The 24741-nt window shown below is 60.4% G+C and carries 21 protein-coding genes; 14 read left to right on the forward strand and 7 right to left on the reverse strand.

Going from position 1 to position 24741, the window contains the following annotated elements:
- The first annotated feature begins 67 nt into the window (after positions 1-67).
- The 10 genes from OZ10_RS04895 (at position 68) to OZ10_RS04940 (ending at position 12678) form a co-directional block, all read left to right on the forward strand.
- Positions 68-1267: a cystathionine gamma-synthase gene (locus tag OZ10_RS04895; RefSeq protein WP_039403579.1), complete on the forward strand. Its 1200-nt coding sequence runs from the start codon at positions 68-70 to the stop codon at positions 1265-1267.
- The gene (locus OZ10_RS04900; protein ID WP_039564054.1) at positions 1264-2643 is read left to right on the forward strand and encodes a glycosyltransferase family 4 protein; all 1380 of its coding nucleotides are present in this window, start codon (positions 1264-1266) and stop codon (positions 2641-2643) included. The genes OZ10_RS04895 and OZ10_RS04900 overlap by 4 nt, the downstream gene beginning before the upstream one ends.
- 89 nt (positions 2644-2732) lie before the next feature.
- Positions 2733-3518, forward strand: coding sequence for an ABC transporter permease (locus OZ10_RS04905; protein WP_039403699.1), 786 nt, complete (start codon positions 2733-2735; stop codon positions 3516-3518).
- Entirely contained in the window at positions 3515-4801 is a 1287-nt protein-coding gene (locus OZ10_RS04910) for an ABC transporter ATP-binding protein (RefSeq protein ID WP_039564055.1), read from the forward strand. Before OZ10_RS04905 ends, OZ10_RS04910 begins: the two co-directional genes overlap by 4 nt.
- A 39-nt stretch (positions 4802-4840) precedes the next feature.
- Positions 4841-7129, forward strand: coding sequence for a methyltransferase domain-containing protein (locus OZ10_RS04915; RefSeq protein WP_236726948.1), 2289 nt, complete (start codon positions 4841-4843; stop codon positions 7127-7129).
- Positions 7130-7178: 49 nt separating this feature from the next.
- Positions 7179-8240: a glycosyltransferase family 4 protein gene (locus OZ10_RS04920; protein ID WP_039403570.1), complete on the forward strand. Its 1062-nt coding sequence runs from the start codon at positions 7179-7181 to the stop codon at positions 8238-8240.
- A 20-nt stretch (positions 8241-8260) separates the two neighbouring features.
- Positions 8261-10009 (forward strand): glycosyltransferase, encoded by a 1749-nt coding sequence (locus tag OZ10_RS04925; protein WP_039564056.1) that lies wholly within the window; start codon positions 8261-8263, stop codon positions 10007-10009.
- A 35-nt stretch (positions 10010-10044) separates the two neighbouring features.
- Positions 10045-10644 carry a glycosyltransferase gene (locus tag OZ10_RS04930; RefSeq protein WP_228890273.1) on the forward strand — a complete coding sequence of 200 codons (600 nt, stop codon included), beginning with the start codon at positions 10045-10047 and terminating at the stop codon, positions 10642-10644.
- A gap of 77 nt (positions 10645-10721) precedes the next feature.
- Entirely contained in the window at positions 10722-11756 is a 1035-nt protein-coding gene (gene gmd, locus OZ10_RS04935) for a GDP-mannose 4,6-dehydratase (RefSeq protein ID WP_039403696.1), read from the forward strand.
- Positions 11740-12678, forward strand: a complete 939-nt coding sequence (locus OZ10_RS04940; RefSeq protein WP_039403561.1) for a GDP-mannose 4,6-dehydratase — start codon at positions 11740-11742, stop codon at positions 12676-12678. The genes gmd and OZ10_RS04940 overlap by 17 nt, the downstream gene beginning before the upstream one ends.
- 146 nt (positions 12679-12824) lie before the next feature.
- On the opposite strand, the gene OZ10_RS04945 is transcribed toward OZ10_RS04940, so the two are convergent.
- The 7 genes from OZ10_RS04945 to OZ10_RS04975 form a co-directional block, all read right to left on the reverse strand.
- Positions 12825-15077 carry a hypothetical protein gene (locus OZ10_RS04945; RefSeq protein ID WP_039403559.1) on the reverse strand — a complete coding sequence of 751 codons (2253 nt, stop codon included), beginning with the start codon at positions 15075-15077 and terminating at the stop codon, positions 12825-12827.
- Positions 15078-15146: 69 nt separating this feature from the next.
- Positions 15147-15587: a GtrA family protein gene (locus tag OZ10_RS04950; RefSeq protein WP_039403556.1), complete on the reverse strand. Its 441-nt coding sequence runs from the start codon at positions 15585-15587 to the stop codon at positions 15147-15149.
- Positions 15574-16503, reverse strand: coding sequence for a WxcM-like domain-containing protein (locus OZ10_RS04955; protein ID WP_039403553.1), 930 nt, complete (start codon positions 16501-16503; stop codon positions 15574-15576). The genes OZ10_RS04950 and OZ10_RS04955 overlap by 14 nt, the downstream gene beginning before the upstream one ends.
- On the reverse strand, positions 16500-17471 hold the full coding sequence (locus OZ10_RS04960) for a glycosyltransferase family 2 protein (protein WP_039403547.1): 972 nt from the start codon (positions 17469-17471) through the stop codon (positions 16500-16502). Before OZ10_RS04960 ends, OZ10_RS04955 begins: the two co-directional genes overlap by 4 nt.
- The gene (locus tag OZ10_RS04965; protein WP_039564057.1) at positions 17456-18559 is read right to left on the reverse strand and encodes a DegT/DnrJ/EryC1/StrS family aminotransferase; all 1104 of its coding nucleotides are present in this window, start codon (positions 18557-18559) and stop codon (positions 17456-17458) included. Before OZ10_RS04965 ends, OZ10_RS04960 begins: the two co-directional genes overlap by 16 nt.
- A 539-nt stretch (positions 18560-19098) precedes the next feature.
- Positions 19099-20043 carry an electron transfer flavoprotein subunit alpha/FixB family protein gene (locus OZ10_RS04970; RefSeq protein ID WP_039564058.1) on the reverse strand — a complete coding sequence of 315 codons (945 nt, stop codon included), beginning with the start codon at positions 20041-20043 and terminating at the stop codon, positions 19099-19101.
- Positions 20043-20789, reverse strand: a complete 747-nt coding sequence (locus OZ10_RS04975; protein WP_039564060.1) for an electron transfer flavoprotein subunit beta/FixA family protein — start codon at positions 20787-20789, stop codon at positions 20043-20045. Before OZ10_RS04975 ends, OZ10_RS04970 begins: the two co-directional genes overlap by 1 nt.
- A gap of 229 nt (positions 20790-21018) precedes the next feature.
- On the opposite strand from OZ10_RS04975, the gene rfbB reads away from it, so the two are divergent.
- The 4 genes from rfbB to rfbD all read left to right on the forward strand — a co-directional run bounded on the left by rfbB (position 21019) and on the right by rfbD (position 24475).
- Positions 21019-22074, forward strand: coding sequence for a dTDP-glucose 4,6-dehydratase (rfbB, locus tag OZ10_RS04980; protein ID WP_039564061.1), 1056 nt, complete (start codon positions 21019-21021; stop codon positions 22072-22074).
- A gap of 63 nt (positions 22075-22137) precedes the next feature.
- Positions 22138-23025, forward strand: a complete 888-nt coding sequence (gene rfbA, locus OZ10_RS04985; RefSeq protein WP_039564062.1) for a glucose-1-phosphate thymidylyltransferase RfbA — start codon at positions 22138-22140, stop codon at positions 23023-23025.
- Positions 23022-23579 carry a dTDP-4-dehydrorhamnose 3,5-epimerase gene (gene rfbC, locus OZ10_RS04990; protein ID WP_039403525.1) on the forward strand — a complete coding sequence of 186 codons (558 nt, stop codon included), beginning with the start codon at positions 23022-23024 and terminating at the stop codon, positions 23577-23579. The genes rfbA and rfbC overlap by 4 nt, the downstream gene beginning before the upstream one ends.
- A complete protein-coding gene (gene rfbD, locus OZ10_RS04995; protein ID WP_039564063.1) occupies positions 23576-24475 on the forward strand; it encodes a dTDP-4-dehydrorhamnose reductase in 900 nt (299 codons plus the stop codon). The genes rfbC and rfbD overlap by 4 nt, the downstream gene beginning before the upstream one ends.
- The last annotated feature ends 266 nt before the right edge of the window (positions 24476-24741 follow it).

The following is a 24741-nucleotide window of genomic DNA, read 5'->3' on the forward strand; positions in this document are numbered from 1 at the left end:
ATGAGACGCGCGGCACCGGCCATTCAGACCTGCTTGCTACAATCCGCCACTTTTTCCGGGAACCTCCATGTCCAATCGCACCACCAATAGCCATGATGGCGAGCGCGCACTGTCGCTCGCGACGCTGGCGATCCATGGAGGGCAGTCGCCGGATCCCAGTACCGGGGCGGTGATGCCGCCGATCTATGCGACGTCCACCTATGCGCAGTCCAGCCCGGGCGAGCATCAGGGTTTCGAGTACTCGCGCACCCACAACCCCACGCGCTTTGCCTATGAGCGCTGTGTTGCATCGCTGGAAGGGGGCACGCGTGCATTCGCGTTCGCCTCCGGCATGGCCGCCACCTCCACGGTGATGGAACTGCTGGATGCCGGCAGCCACGTGGTGGCGATGGACGACCTGTACGGCGGCACCTTCCGCCTGTTCGAGCGCGTGCGCCGCCGCACCGCCGGCCTGGATTTCAGCTTCGTCGATCTGACCGACGCAGCCGCATTCGAAGCCGCGATCCGCCCCGACACCAAGATGGTGTGGATCGAAACCCCGACCAACCCGATGCTCAAGCTGGTCGACATCGCCGCCATTGCCGCGATCGCGCGCAAGCACGGCCTGGTGATCGTGGTCGACAACACCTTCGCCTCGCCGATGCTGCAACGCCCGCTCAGCCTGGGCGCCGACATCGTCGTGCACTCGGCCACCAAGTACCTCAACGGTCACTCGGACATGGTCGGCGGCATCGCCGTGGTCGGCGACAACACCGAACTTGCCGAGCAGATGGCCTTCCTGCAGAACTCCATCGGCGGCGTCCAGGGCCCGTTCGACAGCTTCCTCGCGTTACGCGGATTGAAGACGTTGCCGCTGCGCATGCGCGCCCATTGCGAAAACGCTCTGGCGCTGGCGCAGTGGCTGGAGACGCATCCCGCGATCGAGAAGGTGATCTACCCCGGCCTGCCTTCGCACCCGCAGCACGCACTGGCCCAGCGCCAGATGTCCGGCTTCGGCGGCATCGTCTCGATCGTCCTCAAGGGCGGCTTCGACGCGGCCAAGCGTTTTTGCGAGAAGACCGAACTGTTCACCCTGGCCGAATCGCTGGGCGGCGTGGAAAGCTTGGTCAACCATCCCGCCGTCATGACCCACGCCTCCATCCCCGTGGCCCGCCGTGACCAGCTTGGTATCAGCGATGCACTGGTAAGGCTGAGCGTGGGGGTTGAGGATGTGGGGGATTTGCGGAGTGATCTGGAGCGGGCCCTCGAGGCATTCCGTTCTCCATGACTGCGTCGCCGCAACGAAAGGACTTCTTCGCTTACTGGCGGAGCGGGCTGGCCGGCCTTCGCCTGCAGTCGTGGGTACGCCAACAGTCCTGGTTGCAGCGGATCTATCGCGTTTTTCCGCAGAATTGGCGTGACCGCGTTTCTTCCACACTATCCGCCCGCTCTTTGGTTCAAACGCGGTTCCAGCGCACGGATGCCTGGAAGCTGGACTCAAAAGGCGCTGACGCTCCCTTGCCGATGAACGCTGATTTCTCCGTCACCGAGATTCCATCGGTGGGAATCAACATTGTTGGCTATCTCCGTGGCGAATTCGGGCTGGCGGAGAGTGCAAGGATGTATGCGCGTGCGCTGATCAGCGCTGGCGTGCCCGTGTCGTTGTATGACCTGGACATGGGGCTTCCGCACTCCTGGGACGACCGGAGCCTGGATGGTCTCATCGACCAGCGCATGCCGCACCAGGTCACCGTCGTCTTCGTTAATCCCGACTACCTCGACGCCGCGTTCGAGAAGATCGGCCGGGCCCGCATGGAAGGACATTACGTCATTGCATGCTGGTTCTGGGAACTTGAAGTGATTCCGCCAAGTTGGCTGAGTGCCATTGCACTGGTGGACGAGATCATGGTGGCCTCACGTTTCATAGAGGATGCATTCCGCAGCGTGACCGGCAAACCGATCATGCGACTCCCGCTGCCGCTCTCTGACCAGCGTGATAGCGGCTTGCAGCGACAGGACTTCGGGCTGGATCCGGAAACCTTCGTTTTTCTTTTCACTTTTGATTTCCACTCTTTCGTGGCCAGGAAAAATCCACAGGCTGTGGTCAGTGCATTCAGGCATGCGTTTCCCGAAGGCCGCAACGACGTGCGTCTGGTCGTGAAGTCAAGCAATGGGCATATGTACCCCGAACAGATGGCAGAACTCCTGAGCCTGGTCGCGGCAGACAAGCGGATCCTGCTGCGGGACGAGGTGATCGACAGGATGCATGTGCGCGCACTGCAGCGATGCTGTGACGTGTACGTATCGCTGCATCGGGCCGAAGGCTTCGGGTTGGGGCTTGCCGAGTGCATGTCACTCGGCAAGCCGGTCATTGCAACGGGCTGGTCGGGCAATATGGAGTTCATGACGGACAGCAACTCCTGCCTCGTAGATTACGACCTGGTGCCGGTTGCGGGCCGATATCCGGAGTCGGATGGCGCGCGCTGGGCAGAGCCGCGCATCGCATCTGCCGCAGCTGCCATGCGTCGGCTTGCGGACGACCCGTCACAGGCGCGGCGGCTGGGCGAAGCAGCCAGGGCCGATATCTGCACAAGGCTTGCTCCCCGAAGCGTAGCGGAGCATCTGCTGGCAAGGGCTGCGAACGTGGTCGCGTCAACGCACTGACGGTGACTTTTTTCGATCCTGTGATGTAGCGATCTGGTTACCCCGCTTCACCAAAGTAGTGAAAACTTTCAGAGGTAGCAACGTTGGATATGATCCGGTCCGTATGGGCCTTCCGATACTTCATCCTGTCGTCGATCAGGAATGACCTGCGTCTGCGCTTCCTGCGCAGCAAACTCGGTGCATTGTGGATGATCATCCACCCGCTCATGCAGGTGCTGATCTTTGCAACGATTCTTTCCGAGGTGCTGGCCGCAAAGCTGCCAGGGGTCAATAACAAGTTTGCTTACGCACTGTATCTGATGGCGGGAACGCTTTGCTGGACCCTGTTTGCCGAATGCATTGGCAAGTGTGTTTCATTGTTCGTGGATAACGGCAATTTGATGAAGAAGCAGGCCTTCCCGCGGATATGTCTCCCACTCATTGCCGGCGGCACCGTTATGGTGAACAACCTGTTGCTGTTCCTGGCAATCATCATCGTGTTCGCTATCCTGGGGCACACTTTGGGCGCGCAGGCAGCCTGGCTGCCGCTGCTGATGCTGCTGACGTTGGCTTTCGCGATGTCGATTGGATTGCTGCTCGGCGTCTTCAATGTCTTCGTGCGTGACATCGGGCAGGTTGTGCCGGTCGTTCTGCAGGCAATGTTCTGGGTGACGCCTATCGTTTACACCATCGATATCCTTCCCGCGCAGACCCAGGAACTCTTCAAGCTCAATCCCCTGTTCCCGCTTGTCAGCGCTTATCAGGGGGTACTTCTTTACGGACGTTCCCCGGCGTGGATCGAGCTTGTCCCGCTCATGCTGGCGACCCTCGTCCTATGTGTCCTGTCCTTGGTCGTTTTTCGCCGCGCGAGTGCCGAAATGGTGGATGCCCTATGAGCCCTGTGTTGATGGTTGAGGGGCTTGGGAAGTCCTACCGTGTCTGGGGTAGTGAGTGGCTACGCGCTGCCAACTGGTTCGGGTTGAAGGTCAAGCCGCGAGAGGAGCACTGGGTTCTGCGGAATGTCGGGTTTTCAGTCGCTCCGGGTGAGTCAATCGGGATCATGGGGCGCAATGGCGCCGGAAAGAGCACATTGCTCAAGCTGATCACCGGCACGTCGCAACCGACCGAAGGACGCATCATCCGGCATGGCCGTATCGCCGCGATTCTCGAGCTCGGCATGGGTTTCAATCCGGACCTGAGTGGCCGGGAGAATGCCAGACATTCTGCCGGGCTCATGGGTTACACATTGGAACAAATCGACAAGGTGTTGCCCGAGATACAGGAGTTTGCCGAGATCGGAGAGTATTTCGATGAGCCGGTACGCACCTACTCAAGCGGCATGCAGGTGCGCGTCGCGTTTGCGGTGGCCACCGCATTTCGGCCCGATGTGCTCATCGTCGACGAAGCATTGTCGGTGGGCGATGCGTATTTCCAGGCGAAGTGCTTCAAGCGCATCCAGTCTTACAAGGACGAGGGTATGACGCTCATCCTGGTCAGTCACGCGGTCGGAGATGTTGTCAAACACTGCGATCGTGCCATTTTGATCAAGGACGGTAGCGTGCATGCCGATGGCCCCTCGCGTGAGGTCTCGAACCTTTATCTGGACGAGTTGTTCGGCAAGAAGCCTGCAGCGCTTCAGGCACAGGCCGATGATGCACCAGGCCAGATGCAGGCTGGGAATGAGGATATCTTTCATACGCGTCCTTACTACAATACGGGCGAGCACCGTTGGGGGCAGGGCGGAGCACGAATTCTCGATTATGTCGTTGTCAGCGGCGGCGAGGAATTTCCTGCTCGCGTAGAGAGCGGTACCAGGACGGTATTTTACGTCAAGATCGCCTTCGATCAGGATTTTGACAGTGTAGTGCCCGGGTTTTTGATTAAAACCCTCGAGGGTCTATTCCTCTATGGCACCAACTCCTTCCTTTCCAGTGGAGGGCGGGCAGGGATTTCGGTAAAAGCGGGGCAGGTAATCGTCTGCAAGTTCAGCATGCCTCTCGACCTCAATGAAGCGAACTATCTGGTCTCGCTCGGCATTTCCAGTGGTGACCCGCTTGTGGAATTGACGCCGCTGGATCGTCGTTACGACGCCATCGTGCTGAACGTCGCAAGAGGGATGCAATTCTGGGGGATGATGGACCTCAAGGCCGATTTCGAAATCGTAGAAGCGTTGTCATGACGGCGTCAGGATCTACCATCACATCAGAGAACATCAGTCATGACTGAAACAATGCATATTGGCGCGCGCGTGGCCGCTCTGCCTGAGAAATATCAGCCCATTTTCGGACACCCCGAGCTTTCGGAGGGAAGTTCGCGCGGCTGCGAAGACAGGTTCGTGCTGATTCGCGAATGTGCGCAACGTCTCCAGGGAGAGCTTGGTCGCCCGCTGCGGGTGCTGGATCTGGGCTGCGCCCAGGGATTTTTTTCCCTCAGCCTTGCGGCGGACGGACATCAGGTCCACGGTGTGGATTTTCTGGATCTCAATGTCGATGTGTGCCAGGCGTTGGCCCAGGAGCACCCGATGTTCGCTGCGTCTTTCGAGCACGGCACCGTGGAAGACGTGATCGCGCGGCTTGATCCAGATCAGTACGACTTTGTCCTGGGGCTGAGTGTCTTCCATCATCTGGTGCATTCCCAGGGAATTGCGCGAGTGACCGGATTATGCCGCAAGCTCTCCGAAGTCACGGACGCTGGAATCTTCGAGCTGGCATTGCGGGAGGAGCCGCTGTACTGGGGGCCCTCTCTGCCGCACGACCCGGCGGAGTTGTTGACCGATTATGCTTTCACCAGATTGTTGTCGAGGCAGGCGACCCATCTGTCTTCGATTTCCAGGCCGCTGTACTTCGCCAGCAGCAAGTTCTGGTACGTGGGTGAGGCTGTCGGCAGGTTCAGTTCCTGGTCGGGCGAGGCGCATGCCTATGGACGAGGAACGCATCAGTACAGCAGGCGCTATTATTTCGGCGACAATGTGTTCGTCAAGAAGATGACGATGGGCATCGGTGGTCGCGCGGAAATCAATTGGCAGGAGTTCAATAACGAGGTCGAGTTTCTCAGAAATCCTCCTGCATCGTATCCCGTACCAAAGCTGATTGCTGCCTTGGACGATGCATCGGATTTGTTCCTCGTCAGGGAGATGGACGACGGACGCCTGCTTTCGGAGTTGATCGACGACGGCTCGCCCTATGATCCGGATAAAGTAGTTTCTGAATTGCTTGAGCAATTGGTAATGCTCGAACGTGTAGGTCTCTATCACAATGACGTGCGTTGCTGGAATGTTCTGATTACGCAGGACGGCAAGGCCGTTCTGATCGACTATGGCGCCATTTCTGCCGAAGCCACCGACTGCTCCTGGCTGGGCGATCTGTTGTTGTCTTTCCTAATCACAGTCAAGGAAATCCTGCAGCGTCGCATTGTTCCGGCCAATCCCGGTCGGGAGCCGGCGCTGGACTTCATGACGCTTCCGCCGCGTTATCGCAATGCATTCATCCAGGCATTCGGAAGTGATCAAGCGCGCTGGACGTTTGCAGAGCTCCAGGAGTGTCTAGCGCGTTCCGAATCCGTCGCGCTACATGCGCCAGAGTGGACTTCGCTTTACAGCCACATGCAACAGGCGCTGCTGAGCTACAACACACGCCTTGGGGCGCTCTATACGCAGAACGAGCATGACCGTGTTGAGCTTGCGGCACGCGCATCCTTGATTGAGCGCCTGCAAGTAGGTGCTCAGCAGGCCCAGGACAAGCTTGCAACCCTTCAGCTGGAAGCAGAGACGGCCGATAACCGCTACCGCGATCTGGAAAAGGTGAGTAGCGAACTGCAGGAGTGGGCAAAAGATCTGGAAAAGCGCACTGCCGAAGCCGAGGACAGGGAGAAACAGCTTAACAAGGGCATGGCGGATCGGGAGGCCGAGAACGCAAGGCTAGTCTCGCAGATTTCGGTGCTCGAGTCCGAGCTGGAAGAGCGTCAACGGGTTCGTGAACTGTCGGAATTGCTTGCTGCTGACCTAAGTCGTGTGGTCGAGGAGCGCGATGGCATGCAGGTCAGCATGTCGGAGATGGAGCGCGTCAAGACGCAGCAGCAGTCAACCATCGACGAACTGCAGGCAAGAGTTGTTTCCCTGGTTCAGCGTGTCAATAGCTCGGAGACCACCAGTGCTACCGACGCACGCAGGGTCAAGGAGCTGCAACTGGATCTGTCCCATCGTTTGCGGGCGCTTGAGGAGGCGCGTAGCCGTATTCGTGAACTTGAGATGGCAGTGGATATCCTAGAGGGCCAGATCGGAGAGCTCCATACGAGCCGTTCATGGCGTGTGACAGCACCTCTGAGATGGGTCACCATGAGGGTGACCAAGCGTGGCGGACCTCTTGCGGCTCAGACATCGCCGCGGCTGGTGCGTACAGAGCCCGTCCTCGCTGAGGACGAGGTGGCAACACCCGCCGATGTGGCAATCGATAAGCAACTTGCAGCGCTGGACCAGCTGGGTAGCCGTATCAGGAAATCGAAGAAGTAAGGACAAGGATTGCCATGTGCAGGCAAGGACATCACGAAGGGGAATGTAGGTGAAGAGAGTTATTGTGCTTGGCGCGCAAGTGCCGTTTGTCAGAGGCGGTGCGGAGCTGCTCAATGAGGAGCTGGTCAAGCAGATCAATCTGTGGGGCAAGCAACGCCAGGTCGTCGCAGAGCTGGTGCAGTTGCCATACAAGTGGTATCCAGAAACGGAAATTCTGTCTTCCATGCTGGCATGGAGGTTGTTGAATTTGAACGAGAGCAATGGTCAGAAGATCGACCTGTGCATCTGCACCAAGTATCCGACGTATGCGGCTTCGCATGCCAATAAGGCCCTTTGGCTCGTGCATCAGCACCGAGTGCTTTATGACCTGGAACGCACGCGTTTCGATCAGCCCCACCTGACCGCGAAGGATTCGGCGGTGCGTGATGCCCTGCGGGCCTCCGATCGCGAGCTGCTGGCGGAAATCGAGCCGCGCTACACCATTTCTCAGACGGTCACCGACCGTCTACTGCAGCACAGCGGCCTGGGTTCTGAGGTTCTCTATCCGCCGTCGAAGCTGGCGCCATTCATCACCTCGGGAGACTATGGCGATTACGTGCTGTGTATCGGTCGTCTTGAGTCGATGAAGCGTCCCGATCTGCTGATCCGGGCTGCAAAGCATGTTCCCCATGCGAAGGTGGTCATCGCCGGAACCGGTGCCAGCGAATATGCCCACTCTCTGGCACCGCTGATCCGCGAGCTGGGCCTGACGGATCGCGTCGAGCTTGCAGGTTTCGTGGAAGACGAGAAGCTGCTTGAGCTGATTGCCAACTGCCGTGCGGTCTTCTATTCGCCGGTGGATGAGGATTACGGATTTGCGACGTTGGAAAGCTTCGCCGCCTACAAGCCGGTCATTACGGTTAAGGATAGCGGCGAGGTGGGCAGGATCGTCGAGTCCACCGGTAGCGGTTGGGTCACTAGCCCTACGCCAGAGGCGATCGCTGAAAGCCTGCTTGATTGTTACGCAAAAGCACCAGCGCAACTTCGTGCATTGGCCGAGGCTGGACAGCACATGAGTACCTCCATTACCTGGGATCGCGTGATAAGCAATCTGGTGGAGAGCCGGCTTTGAGTACGCCGTTTCGCATCGCAATGGTTGGGCCGCATCCTCCGGAGCGCTCAGGCATTGCCGAGTACACGGCAGGCCTGTCGAATTTGCTGCGCGACCAGGGCATGCAAGTCGATGCATTTACCCTGGAAGATCTTACTCGCCTCGGGGTGAGCGTCGCCGTCGGCAGATTGCTCGACGCAGATGCGATCGTTTACCAGATGGGCAACCACCCGGCGTTTCACGGCTGGATGCTGCCCTTGATGGCAGCAGCGCCGGGGATCGTGCATTTGCATGACCTGGTATTGCATCACATGGCTGCCGGAGTGCTTAACGACGAAGGCCGGCTACTCAACGGCGACTATCTGGGTCTGCTGGAAAAGTGGTGTTCGGTCACTGATGTCCGGACCGCGAGTCTGGCGCTTCGTAGTGGATCGCCTGTCTGGAATCGGGAGGACGTGGTGCGTTTCCCGCTGCACCAAGTGGCGACCAAGCTGGCCACCGAGGTGGTGGTGCATTCACAGTATGCGGCCGATCGCGTCAATAGAGATTTTCCCTGGCTCCCCGTCACGGTAGTGCCACAACTGTACCCGGTCGTTGCTCCGCACCGCGTCCGCGACGGCCTTCGTACTATCGCACTATTGGGTGGTGGACAGGCCAATCGCCGCTTCGACTGGGTCGTGCAGGCATTGGCGATGATCGACGCCGATCTGGATGAACCCATCACGCTGGAGATTGCTGGCCAGGTGGAGGAGGCCGTACTCTTACAGTTGGAAGCTCTTGCCGACCTGCGCAACGTGCGGTTGGTCAACCACGGTCATGTCGATGATGATCAGTTCTGGAAGGTATTCGAGCGCGCGGATCTGATGATCGCGTTGCGCCAACCGACGATGGGCGAGGCTTCGGCAGTCGTGTGCAAGGCAATGCAAGCTGGCCTTCCGAGCGTCGTATCCGATCACGGGTGGTACGCAGAACTGCCCGCTTCGGTCAGGAAACTCGCGCCGGACACGGAGTGCCCGCAGGCCCTTGCCGCATTGCTGCGCCAACTGGCACTTGACCCGGCAGCTTACGCCGCATGGGCTGAAGAGTGCTCCGATGCAGCAAGGCGGCCGGCGCTGGATCCGTATGTCGCTACCGAGCAGTATGCACGCCTGCTCAGACGGCATCGTGTCGTCTCCGATTTGAGGGACCAGGTTGCCGATGCAGTCGTGAGCCTGAAGGTCGAAATCGACTCGCCGCTTGCCGAAGAGTTGCATCGAATCGACGTGCTGAGCAGCCTGCGTGGGGACCGCTGGGTGAACCCAGCCCTGGCAGCATTGAATGATCAGGAACTCGATTCGCATGCGCGTGTAGTGGGAGCAACAGTGGGACCCTACCCCTACAGTGAGCCGCTGCCGGAAGAGGCCTTTCAGGGCCACGCTGCCGTTCCCGAGCAGGAGATGCTGGTTGCCCAACCATCCAGCACGGTCTCTTTGCGTGTCGAATTGACCAACGACAGCGCATACTCCTGGTTCAGTCCGCTCGGTCACGCACTGCGCCCGTTCGGCATTTACCTCGGACACTTCTGGATTCATGCAGAAACACCGACGGCAGTAGCCGAACAGCCCCGTCATTTTATTCACGATGCAGTCGCGCCGATGTCTTCTGCAGTCCACGATCTCACCGTCCGCGCTCCGGCAGTTCCAGGTGACTATTACCTGGAGATTGATCTAGTCCAGGAGTCGGTCTGCTGGTTCAAAAGCCGTGGCTTCTCACCGGCCCGACTTCTCATTCGAGTAGAAGCCGCTCAATAATGAGCGGCGCACTCATCCACCACAGGTCCTTATCCATGAAAAATAGTATGAAATCTCCTGCTTCCTTCGGTTCCATTGCCGTACTGGCAACGGTAATCGCGTTCACTGGCTGCTCAAAGGCCCCGGAGGCAGAACAGCCAGTGAAGGCCGAGCCGCAGCAGGCTGCCCAGACCACCGAGGCTGGCGGCATGTCGACTCCGCTGACGCAGGAGCAGGTTGGCGCACGCTACGCTATTGCCTCGGAGCCGGTGCTGGTCAATAACGGCGAACTGGTACGGATTGCGGTGTCAGTCACCAATTCGGGCAAGGTCGCGATCAACTCCAAGGGCACACTGCCGGTCAATCTCGCCATCTCCCTGGTGGATGATTCCGGCAATTTCTCAAATCGGGACTTCCTGCGCGCTCCGCTTCCTGCTGAGGGGATTCCGGCGGGTGGTTCCGCTGAAGTGATCGCAGATGTGCCCAGCCAGGCCGTGATTGGGAAAACGCTGCGACTCGGCCTCGTCCAGGAATCGGTGGCGTGGTTTAGCGACTTCAAGGTGGATTCGCTCGATTATGGTCCCCTCACTTCGTGCCAGGACCAGGGCAAGGAAACGGTTTGCGGTGCAGGCGGAAAGCCTTTGGCCACGCGCTGAGACTCGACGATCACAGGAAGGAGCCGCGTTCAGTCTCGGCTCGATTCCGGAACTTATAAGTAACCAAGAGAGGGATGATGAAAACTGCGTTGATTACCGGCATTTCCGGCCAAGACGGTGCCTACCTGGCCCAGCTGTTGTTGGATAAAGGCTATCGCGTGTTCGGCACATATCGCCGTACTAGCTCGGTCAATTTCTGGCGAATCGAAGAGGTGGGAATTGCAAACCACCCCAATTTGCACCTGATCGAGTATGACCTGACCGACCTTGGTTCGAGCATCCGTATGCTTGAAAGCACGGGCGCCACCGAGGTCTACAACTTGGCGGCCCAAAGTTTTGTGGGCGTATCGTTCGATCAGCCGACGACGACCGCCCACATCACCGGTATCGGCCCGGTCCACCTGCTGGAAGCCATTCGACAGGTGAACAAGGACATCCGGTTTTACCAGGCTTCGACATCAGAAATGTTCGGCAAGGTGCAGGCGGTCCCGCAAATCGAAAGCACGCCGTTCTATCCTCGCAGCCCTTATGGCGTTGCCAAGTTGTATGCGCATTGGATGACGGTCAATTACCGTGAGAGCTATGGCATCTTCGGCTCCAGCGGGATTTTGTTCAATCATGAAAGCCCGCTGCGCGGCCGCGAATTTGTGACGCGCAAGATCACCGACTCGGTGGCCAAGATCAAACTCGGGCGGTTGGAATGCCTGGAGCTGGGCAATCTGGATGCCAAGCGCGATTGGGGATTTGCGCGCGAGTACGTGGAAGGGATGTGGCGCATGCTTCAGGCCGACGAGCCGGATACTTTTGTTCTGGCGACAAATCGCACTGAAACCGTCCGTGATTTTGTCAGCATGGCGTTCAAGGGAGCCGGAATCGACGTCCAATTCCGCGGCAAGGATGCAGATGAAACTGCAGTGGATGTCGCTACCGGCAAGGTTGTGATGCGCATCAACGCGAAATTCCATCGTCCTGCAGAAGTGGACCTGTTGATCGGCGATCCTGAGAAGGCAACGCGCGTCCTCGGCTGGAAGCCTGAAACCACGCTGGAGCAGCTCTGCCAGATGATGGTCGAGGCCGACCTCAAGAGGAACGCGCATGGCTTCTCGTTCTGATCTGAACGGCAAGCGCGTTCTGGTCAGCGGAGCGTCCGGGTTCACCGGGCGCTATCTGACCCAGGAACTCAAAGAGCAGGGCTGCACCGTGATCGGAGTGGGAACCCGTGCGGAAAGCGCGGGTTCGGCCACTACAGATGAGTTTCTCCCGATGGACCTGCGCGACGCGGCGGATGTTGCGCGCGTCGTTGCAGAGGTGGACGCCGAGTACGTCGTCCATTTGGCTGCGGTGGCCTTTGTCGGACATGGCGAAGCCGACGATTTCTATCGTGTCAATCTGATCGGGACGCGAAACCTGTTGCAGGCGCTGGCCTCCGCCCGACGCCGTCCAGAGAGAGTGCTGATTGCCAGCAGCGCAAATGTCTACGGCAATGCGACCGAGGGCGTCATCGAGGAATCGGTGGAGCCGGCTCCGGCGAACGATTACGCGGTAAGCAAGCTCGCCATGGAATACGTGGTAAGGCTGTGGCATGAGCGTCTTCCATTGGTGATCACGCGCCCGTTCAACTACACCGGCGTCGGTCAGTCAGCCAATTTCCTGGTGCCGAAAATTGTTTCCCACTTCGCATCGCGGGCTCCTGCGATAGAGCTCGGCAATACCGAGGTGTGGCGTGATTTCGGAGACGTAAGGTCGGTCGTGCTGGCCTATCGGCAGCTTTTGCAGACACCTGAGGCCGATGGACAAACCGTCAATGTCTGTTCCGGGGCTGCCAGTTCGTTGGGTGACATCATCAGGATCTGCTCGGAAATCACCGGACACCGGATCGATGTGCAGGTGAATCCTGCATTTATTCGTCAGAACGAAGTCAAGAAACTGCTTGGCAGCAATGCGAAATTGCAGCGCCTGATCGGTGACTGGCGTTGCCCGCCACTGGAGGACACGTTGCGTTGGATGCTTGAGGACGCTGCACGAACGCATTGAATCAGTGGACGGCGGCAGATCGTGGAGCCGAACACGCGCAGGGCACGAGCGCTACCCTGGCATCACGACGATTGCAGATGTGCCGCTCAGATTACTGCCGCATGGAAGGGAGGCGCCGACTGCGTTGCAGTCGAGCGCCTCAGCATTCATCTCGAGCACGCGGAAGTGCATAGCTCGAAGCTGGTAAGGCCGAAGGCAAGAGGGCGCTGATCGTCTGAGATGCCGACCTGCGAGGGCGACACGGGCACCTCGTAGCTCAGAACCACGTGCACTACTTCGCCAGGCTGATGGGGCGCTACGGGTATCCTAAGCTCCAAGGGTGATGGCTCCCCGACAGTCACGCGCTTATCCAGCGATTGGATGCCGTTGACCTTGGCACGTATACGCAGGGTTCGCTGTGAACCAGCAAGGAAGGGGTTGCCACGGAGAATCAATATCACATTACCGGCGGTTGCAGTGGTCACCCGGTAGCGCAGTGAAGATGTCATACCTACTGACCAGACGCCCCATGCCTCATCTGTTGACCAACCTTCCGCCAAGAAAGTCCGAAGTGAAGGCAATGCAATCGCGGTGTCTGCTGTAGGTTCTCCGACCAGACTTTGCCTGGCAGCTTCCGCACTTGCGGGTTTTGTACCGCCAGGCAGGCGAAAGACGACGACGGCACCATCTTCGCGAACCATCGTCGGCGGCGTACCGAGCGCTTGTTCCCACTCGGCGACGACACCGGCACCTTGGTCGACATACCCTCTTTTATCGATATAGACGGCGTCGAACCCGTAGCGACGAAGGGCATCGAGTTGCGTACTGGCAGGCCGTGTTTCGAGATTCCGGTAAAACAGGTCGCCTTCGCGCCCCTTCATGCCGCCATAGCTCCATTTGAGCTGCCGAGAATGCACAAATCCAACAACATGGTCATACGCATTCAACCCGTTCTTCGGTGGCACTTCCGGGAAAGCCATGTACGGCAGCTGGTAGATCGCAGCACCGGCGGGCAGGGACGCTTCGATGCTGCCGATGAAGCGCTTGTCTCGCTCATACGCACCGCGTGCTCCAGCCTGGCACTCGCCACACACCGCTGGAGTCTGGTCCCATACGCCAAAGATCAACATGACAACGGCGGCGACCGAGGCAATGGTCACGCCGTGCCGGCGTCCCAGCTTGTCGGAAAGTGTCTGTATCGCAATTGCCACCGCCGCAAGGGTACTGAACGTCAGGAAGATGCTGGCCCGATTCCAGCCGCGGATGGACGGTGAAACGACGTGTGCGAAGAGTGATCCAAGACCACCGATGGTCATGAAGGCGAACAGCACGCCGGAAAGGATTGCAAGCAGCGCGATGCGCTCTTCAGCATGGCGCTCGGCCAGCCGTGCAAACATCACCAACGCAAGAATGGCCAGGCCGAGAGAACCTATCAGGCCGAGGGAAGCAGTCCTGTTTTCATTGACCAAGGGTGTGCTGGCCATGTACTGGGCGGTCACATTGGACAATTTTGCAGACCGATGTTCCGGCTGTGGCAGGATCAACTGCATGAATTTCACGCCATACAACTCCGACTCTGCGGGTGCACGTGCGGCAACTTCCGGGTTGCGACCGTTGATCCGTTCGTTGATCACGTTTGGTGCAATGTTCGCCAGCGTTCCAAGGGCAAGGAAAAAGATCGCAGGTGCGGCGATACGTGCGATCGACGTCCAATTCCTCTGGTAAAGCGCGATCAGGCAGCTGGTTCCGATCAGGATCAGGCCAAAAACCGTGTAGTAAACGCCGAAACAGCTCAAAACAAGATAAAGCGCGGCAAGGGCGATCTTGCGCGCAGGCCGCGCACGCAGGAAATCCAGCGAAGCATCCGAGCGCGCGATACGCACGGCGATCATGAAATAGATCGGGATGCTGAAGTAGCAGGTGTAAAAAATGTGCCGAAGTCGGAGGAAATGAAAAGGCGCCAGCGTAAATAGTATGGCGGTAGCGAAGGATAATGATCGGCCGACTTGCAGCCAGCGCATCACCCAGTACGCAGTCAGAAAATTCGCAGCGAAGCCTGCAAGGAAAAACAGGTTATGCGCCACGGCATTGCTGCTGGTCAGCATGCCGGCAAGCTTCAGGAAGAGAAAACTGCCGGCATCGGCCCCGGGATAGTCAAGAAAGGATGCGCCGAAAGGAAAGCCGCTCCGATCATTCTCGAAGATCCATCCTTCCATGGCGCGTTGCGTCAGCCAGAGGCTGCTCAGGGAGTCGTCGCTGTATGAAAAAGGGTAGGCAAGAATCGAAGACAGCCCGGCACGCCAGCCGACGACCAGGACGCTGCCGGCGATGACTGACAGCACGGCGCCGAATAGTAAGGCAAGCCAATCCGTCTTCAGGAGGAGGCCGGGCCGCGTCATTTGAGAAAGTGGGGTGCTCATGTAATCAACAAGTAGGAATGGGGTGCTGCTCGGTCATGCGGTGGATCGCTTTTGGCCGGATGACTCGGCTCAATTGCGTCCCGCACGTTGTTTGTCGCCCTGTAGCAGCAGTTTGCTCAGAACGAATGACACGGGCAGGGTCACTGCGATGGAAATCAGCGGTCCGATTGCTGCAGGCACCCCGAGATGCCCGACGGTGAGCTTCAATGCCAACGCCCCGAGTGCATAAGTCACGGCATAGATAAGCGGGAACGCCGCAAATTTCAGCCAGCTATGTGCAGCGCGGAAGACATACCGTGTATTTATGAGGTAGCTGAGCAGGATGCCGGCACAAAAACTCGCCAGATACGCCCATTGGTAATGAATGAAGCGCAACAATACCCAGTACAGCACGAGGGTGACGCCCGTATTGAGCGCTCCGCCTACCAGAAAACGAAGCGCAACAACGATCCACGACCGGTCCCGTCCCCGTTGGACGGAGCCGGCGGCCTTCAGCTCATCCGGCCGCATTCGCCAGACTCTTGAAGTCAGCGTAGTCGCGAATGTATTCGTCTGAGTCGTAGGGCTCGGAAGCAAATACCAGAAGAACAGCGTCCTTCGAGTACTTGTATTGGGTTCCCCAGATCATCGGCGGCAGATGGATGCCCTGGTTCGGCGAGTTGAGTTCGACGTCGATGCGGCGGGTGCCGTCATCCGCAAGGACTCTGACCGAGCCGGAGACACAGATCAGAAACTGATGGCAGCGCTTGTGCGCGTGTTCGCCGCGGGTCTCCTGGGTGGGGACGCCATAAACCAGGAAATACCTTCTTGCATTGAAAGGCAGGAAACTATCGAAATCTCCCACGGAGAGCGAGCCACGCATGTCGGCAAAACTGGGCATCCGGTACAGCTTGACGCCCGGAACGGCAGTGTCGGTGATTCCCTGATCAACCGGCAATGCGGCAGGCTGGTTTGCGTCCTTGTCGGAAACGTAGCCGACAATGCGTGCGGGATTACCAACCACAATGGCATTGGGCGGCACAGAACGCGTAACGACTGCGCCAGCGCCGATCATCGCACCACTGCCGATGGTGGTGCCGGCCAGGATGGTTGCATTGGCGCCAATCGAGGCGCCCGACTCGACCACGGTGCCGAGGAATTTCTCGGGATACACCCTGCTGCGCGGGAACAGGTCGTTGGTGAACGTTGCATTCGGCCCTACGAAAACGTCGTCGCCCAAACGCACGCCGTCCCACAGTTGCACGCCGCATTTGACAGTGACCCGGTCACCTACGATGACATCGGATTCAATGAAAACGCCGTCGCAGATATTGCAATCGCGACCAAGGCGGGCGCCGGGCAGCACGTGGGCAAATGCCCAGACGCGGGTGCCTTCGCCGATGGTGTCGCTCTCGCAAAGAGCATTGGGGTGCACGAAATGACTCACGGGTTATCCTTTTCGAAGTTTTCGACCGACTGCATGATCGACAGCGGACGTGCCTTGGTATTTTCGAACGCATGCCAGGCGTATGTGCCCACGATACCCAGGCCCAATGAATTGAGTGCGCCGAAGAAGAGAATGGTCAGGATGGTCAGGGTGTAGCCCGGCACTGCGACGAGTCCGGAAAACTTCGCGGCCAGCACCAGCGCACCGAGCAGCGTGGTAAATGCAAGCGCGATCAGGCCCAGCGCCGTCAGCATGCGGACCGGCAGGTCGGTGAACGCAAAGACGCTGTCGGACAGATACCGCAGTTTCTTGCTCAGGGTCCAGGCGCTCTTGCCGTGCTGCCGCTCGCGCCGCTGGTAACTGACGAATTCGCGCTTGCCGCCCAGCCAGAACAGCTGCGCAAGCAGGCTGGAATGGGCTTCGTTCAACAGCAACAGCCGCTCGAGGAAACCACGGCTGACAGCGAAGATATCCACGCCACCCTTGGGAATGTCCTTGATGACCATGCGTCGATAGGTTGCCCAGAACAAGGTCGACGCCAGCTTCGAGGCCGCCGGATCGCTGCGCGCTTCGCGCACGCCGAAGGCCACGTCATAGCGCTCGCTGGCGTAGCGTTGCCAGAAGTCGATGACCAGCGTTGGGGGTTCCTGCAGATCGGCGGCCATGACCGCCGTCAGCTCCCCGGAGCTGAGCTGTAGTCCGGTCCGGATCGCCGGAAATGCGCCGAAGTTGCGGGTCAGCGTTGCCAGTTGCGAACGGAACGCGCAGCCAGGCAACTTTTCGCGCAGCAGGGCGTAGCTGCGGTCCGGGCTGCCGTCCACCACGAAAACCGCTTCGAAATCCCCGGCCACGCTCCGTGCGATGAAGTCGACGGCCTGTAGCAGGTCATCGATCGAACCCTCGTTGCCATAGATCGGAACGACGAGGCTGAGAGAAGGCGATTGCACGTTGCTCAGAACCGGTTGCATGCTTCGATGACCCGGTCGACTTCCGCGTCGGTCAGCTCGGGGAAGCAGGGCAGTGTGGTGACGCGCGCCGCATCGGCTTCCGTGTTGGGCAGTACCACTGAATCAAATGCACCCGCATGGCAGGGCTGACGGTGGTCACACAACGGGTAATGGACTTCCGTCTGCACACCGGCGGCCTGCAAGTGTGCACGCAGTTGCTCACGGTCATCGCAACGCACGACGTACAGGTGCGCCACGTTGTCAGCGCCCACCTGGCCGGCTGCTTCGATCCTGGGGTTGGACAGCCCCTGGGCGTAGCGGTTGGCGATCTCCCTGCGACGCTGGTTCCAGCCATCCAGCAGGGGAAGCATGTACCGCAGCATGGCGGCCTGCAGCTCGTCGAGGCGACTGTTGCGGCCACCCCGCAAGCTGTTGGTGTACTTGGCTGTCCATCCGTACTGACGCAGTTGCGCAGCTCTGGCGGCCAGCTCGTCGTCGTTTGTCACGATCGCGCCGCCATCGCCCAGTGCACCCAGATTCTTGGTCGGATAAAAGCTGAAGCAAGCGATATCGCCGAAGCTGCCTGCGCGATGGCCATTTCGCTCCGCGCCGTGGGCCTGGGCGCAGTCCTCCAGGACCTTGATGCCACGCGGTTGGCAAAGCGCGACGATCGCTTCGATGTCGGCAAGTTGGCCATACAGGTGGGTCACGATGACGGCCGCTGGCGCACTGCCGCCAGCGAGCACTGCTTCCAGCGCAGGTACGGACATCAGCCCAGTGCCCGCACCTGTATCGACAAACGCCGGCGAAGCGCCACATGCCAGGACTGCGCTGGTGCCATACATCGCGGCATTCGCAACAACGGCCACCGTATCACCGGGGCCGACGCCCAACGCCTTCAGGGAGAGCTCCAGGGCGTCGGTTCCATTGGCGACGCTGACGCAATGACGGACGCCGCAGTAGCTGGCGAACTCCTGCTCAAAGGCCTTCACGTTCGGACCGAGCACATAGTAGCCACTTGCGACAATAGTGCTTGCGATCTCAGACAGGGCATCCTGTACGGGCGCGATGTGGCGGGACAACGAGTTGACGGGAATCAGAGCGTCCATGGAATCCGAGGTATCAAGTGAAGTGTGGATGGATTTGAAATGCTGCGGCAGCAATGCACGGCCGAGAAGTCTTTGAGCAGAAGGATATCGCGTTCGACCGCTGGTCAGCGGGCGGGCCTGGCCCAGGCGAACGATTGGGGGAGCCGACCTAAATTGTTTGGTATGGCGCCGGACTTTCGGTGCAGCGCAGGATGTTTGAACCAGCACAAGCATCGGCCCCGCAATCGGTGCCGGCAGTGCATGGGCAGCGCTAGCTGCCAGATCCGCCTCCTTGCAGCTCGGTCTATCGCGTATCCGTCTTCATTCGCAGCACCCGGATTTGCCGATGCACCCGTTCCGGCGACGAGAGGCGACACAGAGCTGACGACCTTCAACCCACGTGCCGCCGGAACCTCGAAGCTCTGCAAGGGCATCTACGGTATCCCGATAAGTGATGCCAATTATAACGGCACGTGCTGTCGTGGCGGACAGTTTGTCCGCCACCCCCTGCGATCCTGACCGGCGCCGCGCAGCCGATTGGCCACGCGGCGCGCACCGCATCAGCTCAACGCCTGTTCCAGCTCCGGCAACAGCGTGAACAAATCCCCCACCAACCCGATATCGGCAATCTCGAAGATCGGCGACTCCGGGTCCTTGTTGATCGCCACGATCGTGCCGGCGTCCTTGATGCCGGTCAGATGCTGGATCGCCCCGCTGATGCCGATTGCCACGTAGAGCTCGGGGGCGATGATCTTGCCGGTCTGGCCGACCTGCAGCTCGTTGGGCACGTAGCCAGCGTCCACTGCGGCGCGCGAGGCGCCCACGGCGGCGCCGAGTTTGTCGGCCAGGCTGTAGATGTGCTGGAAGTTTTCCGCCGAACCGACGCCGCGGCCGCCGGAGACCACGCGCTTGGCGCTCTGCAGGTCCGGGCGATCGGAGCTGCCTGCGGCCAGGCCGACGAAGCGGCTGTGGGTCGGCAGCGTGGCGTCAACCGAGACGGATTCGACCGCCGCACTTCCGCCCTTGGCGGCCTCCGGCCACGACGCGCTACGAATGGTCGCAACCACGATCTGGTCGGCCGGGGCCTTGACGGTGATGATGGCGTTGCCCGCATAGATCGGACGCTTGAAGGTATACGCGTCTTCGACAGTCATCAGATCGGAGATCTGGTTGACGCCCAGCAATGCCGCCACGACCGGCATCAGATCCTTGCCAAAGGTGGTGGAGGGGCCGAAGACATGGGTGTAGCCCTGACCCGCCAGTTGGGCGATCTGCGGTCCCAGCACCTGCGCGATGGCGTGTTCGTTGGCCGCGTTGGCCACGGTCAATACACGCGCGACGCCGGCCAGCTGCGCGGCCTGTGCGGCAACGCCTGCTGGGTCGGCGGCCAGCACGACCACATCAATGGATTCGGCCGAGATCGCCTGTGCGGCGCTCAGTGTCTTGGCGGTGGCCGCATTGAGCTGGCCGTTGAGATGTTCGGCAACGATGAGAACCTTGGCCATTACAGCAACCCCTTCTGCTTGAGTGCGGCCACCAGTTCGGCGGCATCCTTGACCATCACTCCGCGGCTGCGCTTGGACGGCGCCGCGTAGTGGGTAGTGGTCAGGCTGTCATGCGCCGCGACCCCGAGATCGGCAAACGCCAGGGTTTCCAGCGGCTTGCTCTTGGCCTTCATGATGTCGGGCAGCTTGATGAAGCGCGGCTCGTTCAGGCGCAGATCGGTGGTGATCACCGCCGGCAGGTCCACCTCCAGCGTTTCCAGGCCGGCGTCGACCTCGCGGGTCACCGTGGCCTTGCCATCGGCAACGACGAGCTTGCCGGCGAAGGTCGCCTGCGGGCGGCCCCACAGGGTGGCCAGCATCTGGCCAGTCTGGCTGGCGTCGTCGTCGATCGCCTGCTTGCCCAGGATGACCAGGTCCGGCTGTTCCTTTTCTACCAGCTTGAGCAGGGCGCGCGCGGCGGTCAGCGGCTGGATCGCCGCGTCGGTGACCACGTGAATGGCGCGATTGGCGCCCATCGCAAGCCCGTTGCGCAGGTGCGCGGCCGCATCGGCCGGCGCCAGGGTGGCGACCACCACCTCGGTGGCGATGCCGGCGTCGCGCAGGCGCAGCGCCTCTTCCAGGGCGATTTCGTCGAACGGGTTGGGCGAGAGCTTGACGCCGTCGGTGACCACACCAGAGCCATCGGCCTTGACCTGAATGCGGACGTTGTAGTCCACCACGCGCTTGTAGGCGACGAGGATTTTCATCGTGTACGAGATCCTTCAGCTGTTGCGGGAAGGCCCGGCCGCGGCGGCAGGCTCGGGAGTGGGGCCATTCTAACCGGGCAAGCAGCACCATGCGATGGCGTATGGATGCTGCGGCGCAACAGTTCCGCGCAGTGTTTGGACAATGCTTAGGCCCGGTATTGCCCGGACCGTATATCCTGTGTGGTTTGAAAATGCGGCGCCGCGCGCGCGCGACCAGGAGGGGTAGACAGTGGCGACTTGGCTAGTAACCGGCGGGGCCGGCTTCATCGGCGGAAATTTTGTTCTTGAGGCAGTCGCGCGCGGGATCCGCGTGATCAATCTCGACGCGCTCACCTATGCGGGGAACCTGAACACGCTGGCGTCGCTGGAGGGCAATGCCGGCCATGTCTTCGTCAAGGGCGACATCGGCGACGGCGCGCTGGTGACCCGACTGCTGCAGGAACATCGGCCGGATGCGGTGCTGAACTTCGCTGCCGAAAGCCATGTGGATCGCTCGATCGAAGGCCCCGGCGCGTTCATCCAGACCAACGTGGTAGGCACCCTGGCATTGCTCGAGGCCGTGCGCGATTACTGGAAAGCGCTGCCGGACGCGCGTCGTGAGGCCTTTCGGTTCCTGCATGTGTCCACCGACGAGGTCTATGGAACGCTGGGCGAGACCGGCAAGTTCACCGAAACCACGCCGTACGCGCCCAATTCTCCGTACTCGGCATCCAAGGCGGCCTCGGACCATCTGGTGCGCGCTTTCCACCACACCTATGGGCTGCCGGTGCTGACCACCAACTGCTCGAACAACTACGGGCCGTACCACTTCCCGGAAAAGCTCATTCCGCTGGTGATCGCCAAGGCGCTGGCTGGTGAGCCGCTTCCGGTCTACGGCGACGGCAAGCAGGTACGCGACTGGTTGTTCGTCAGCGACCACTGCGAGGCGATCCGCACCGTGCTGGCCAAGGGCAAGGTCGGCGAGACCTACAACGTGGGCGGCAACTCCGAACGCCAGAACATCGAGGTCGTGCAGGCGATCTGTGCGCTGCTGGACCAGCATCGCCCGCGTGAGGATGGCAAGCCGCGCGCAAGCCAGATCACCCATGTGACCGATCGGCCTGGACACGACCGTCGTTATGCAATTGATGCCTCCAAGCTGAAGAACGACCTGGGCTGGGAACCGGCGTATACCTTCGAGCAAGGCATCGCGCAAACGGTGGAGTGGTACCTGGCCAACCAGGCCTGGGTGCAGGGTGTGCTGGATGGCAGCTATCGGCTGGAACGGATCGGCGCCGCGGCGTAACGCGAGCCCTTAGGCAAGAGCCTGCGCATGTAAGCGTGTGCGGGCCTCAACAGGACATACCTGATGACACAACGTAAAGGCATCATTCTGGCCGGCGGCTCCGGCACGCGCCTGTATCCGATCACCAAGGGCGTCAGCAAGCAGCTGTTGCCGGTGTACGACAAGCCGATGATCTACTACCCGCTGAGCGTGCTGATGCTCGCGGGTATCCGCGACATCCTGATCATCAACACGCCGCACGAGCAGGCGCTGTTCCAGACGCTGCTGGGCGATGGCTCTCAGTGGGGCGTCAATATTCAATACGCCGTGCAGCCCAGCCCTGACGGTCTGGCGCAGGCCTATCTGATCGGCCGCGAGTTTGTCGACGGCAAGCCGAGCTGCCTGGTGTTGGGCGACAATATCTTCCATGGGCATGGCCTGACCGATACCTTGCGCCGCGCAGATGCACGAGAGCAGGGTGCGACTGTCTTCGGTTACTGGGTCAATGATCCGAAGCGCTACGGCGTTGCCGAATTCGATCAGCAAGGCAAGGTCATCGACATTGCCGAAAAACCGGAAAAACCTCGTTCCAACTACGCGGTCACCGGCTTGTATTTCTATGACGGCAAGGCCAGCGACTACGCGGCTGCCTTGAAGCCCTCGCCACGCGGCGAGCTGGAGATCACCGATCTCAATCGTTGCTATCTCGATGCCGGCAACCTGCACCTGGAGCCCTTGGGGCGCGGGTATGCATGGCTGGATACGGGAACGCATCAGTCCTTGCACGAAGCGGCCAATTTCATCGAGACCATCCAGATGCGCCAGGGCCTGCAGGTGTGCTGCCCGGAAGAAATCGCGTTTGGCCAGGGCTGGATCGATGCAGAGCAGCTGGAGCGCCTGGCAGCGCCGTTGTTGAAGAATGACTATGGCAAGTATCTGACGGCATTGGCCAAGCGCGGGGTTGTCCATTGAAAGTGATCGAAACGACGTTGCCCGGCTGCGTCGTCATCGAGCCTGCGGTCTTCGGCGATGCGCGCGGTCAGTTCTTCGAGACATGGAATGCAGAGCGCTTCGGGCAGCATGGGCTGCCGACGAGTTTTGTGCAAAGTAACGTCTCCACCTCCGCCAAGGGGGTGCTGCGCGGTCTGCACTACCAGTGGCCCCGGCCACAGGGCAAGCTGGTAAGCGTGCTCGAAGGCGAGGTCTACGACGTTGCGGTGGATATCCGCGCTGGATCTCCCCACTTCGGGCGTTGGACCGCCGTTTTGCTGAGTGCAGAAAACCGCCGCCAAGTCTGGATACCCGAAGGCTTTGCACATGGGTTTGCAGTGCTTTCAGAGAGAGCGTTGTTCAGCTATCTCTGCACCGACGTCTACGTCAAGGAAGCAGATGCGGGTGTGCGTTGGAACGATGCGGCGATCGGCATCGACTGGCCGATCAGCGATCCGGTGCTCTCGGCCAAGGATGCCGCAGCGCCTTTCCTGGCGGATGTGCCGGGCGAGCGTCTGCCGGCCTTTGCACCGTGACGACATTGGTACTGGGAGCCAATGGACAGGTCGGCACGGAATTGCTGCGGGCACTGGCGGATGATGGTCCGATCCTGGCCACCACCCGCAATGGCCGATTGCCGGACGGCGCCGCGTGTGAGGTGGCCGACTTCGACGCACCGCATTGCCTGAGCGAATTGCTGGATCGCCTTGCGCCCACCCGCGTCGTCAATGCGGCTGCCTACACCGCCGTCGATCGTGCCGAGCAGGAGCGTGATGCGGCCTTCCGTGCCAATGCCGAGGCGCCGGCGGTCATTGCGCAGTGGTGCGCGCGCGCCGGCGTGCCGCTGGTCCATTATTCGACCGATTACGTCTTCAATGGGCAGGGCACTCGCCCCTATCGTCCGGACGACGCCACCGCGCCGCTCGGCGTCTACGGGCAGAGCAAACTGGCCGGCGAACAGGCGGTGCAGGCGGCCGGCGGCCGTCATCTGATCTTCCGTACCGCCTGGGTCTACGCGGCGCATGGAAACAATTTCCTGCGGACGATGCTGCGCGTGGGAGCCGAGCGCGATGTCCTGCGCGTGGTCGCCGACCAGATAGGCACGCCGACGCCTGCCGCGCTGATCGCCGACATCACGGCGCATGCGCTACGCCAGCCCGGTGAACCCTCCGGCCTGTGGCATCTGACCGCCGCCGGGCAGACCAGTTGGCACGGCTTCGCCGAAGCCATCTTCGCCCAGGCGCACGCGCGCGGGCTGATTGCCCGTGCGCCGCGCGTGGAGGCGATCACCACCGCCGACTATCCAACGCCGGCCACGCGCCCGGCCTATTCGCGACTGGATACCCACAGCCTGCAGGACACGTTCGGCGTCCGCCTGCCCGACTGGCAGGACGGACTGAGCCAGGTGCTGGACACGCGCGCCCAGGGTTGAGCGGCTTCAATAGCGGCCTAGATCGGGGCGGCTTCAGCACCGACTCATAGCTTGCCTCTCGCTTCGGCTACCATCGGTGACTGGTCCACGCCAGGCCGGCGACCTGCTCTGCGCAGGTCGTGGCCAACGTGGATGTGCCGCTGAAGCGGATGCGATGCGTGATGCATGGGCTGGATATGTGCATGTGTGTGCGCTACGTCGCATCGGTTGGCACCGTGCAGGTTTTCGCGTGTCCCCCAGCGGGCGCGCCGGCCCATGACGGGCTC

Source organism: Xanthomonas cannabis pv. cannabis, from assembly GCF_000802365.1.
GTDB classification, from domain to species: Bacteria; Pseudomonadota; Gammaproteobacteria; order Xanthomonadales; family Xanthomonadaceae; genus Xanthomonas; species Xanthomonas cannabis.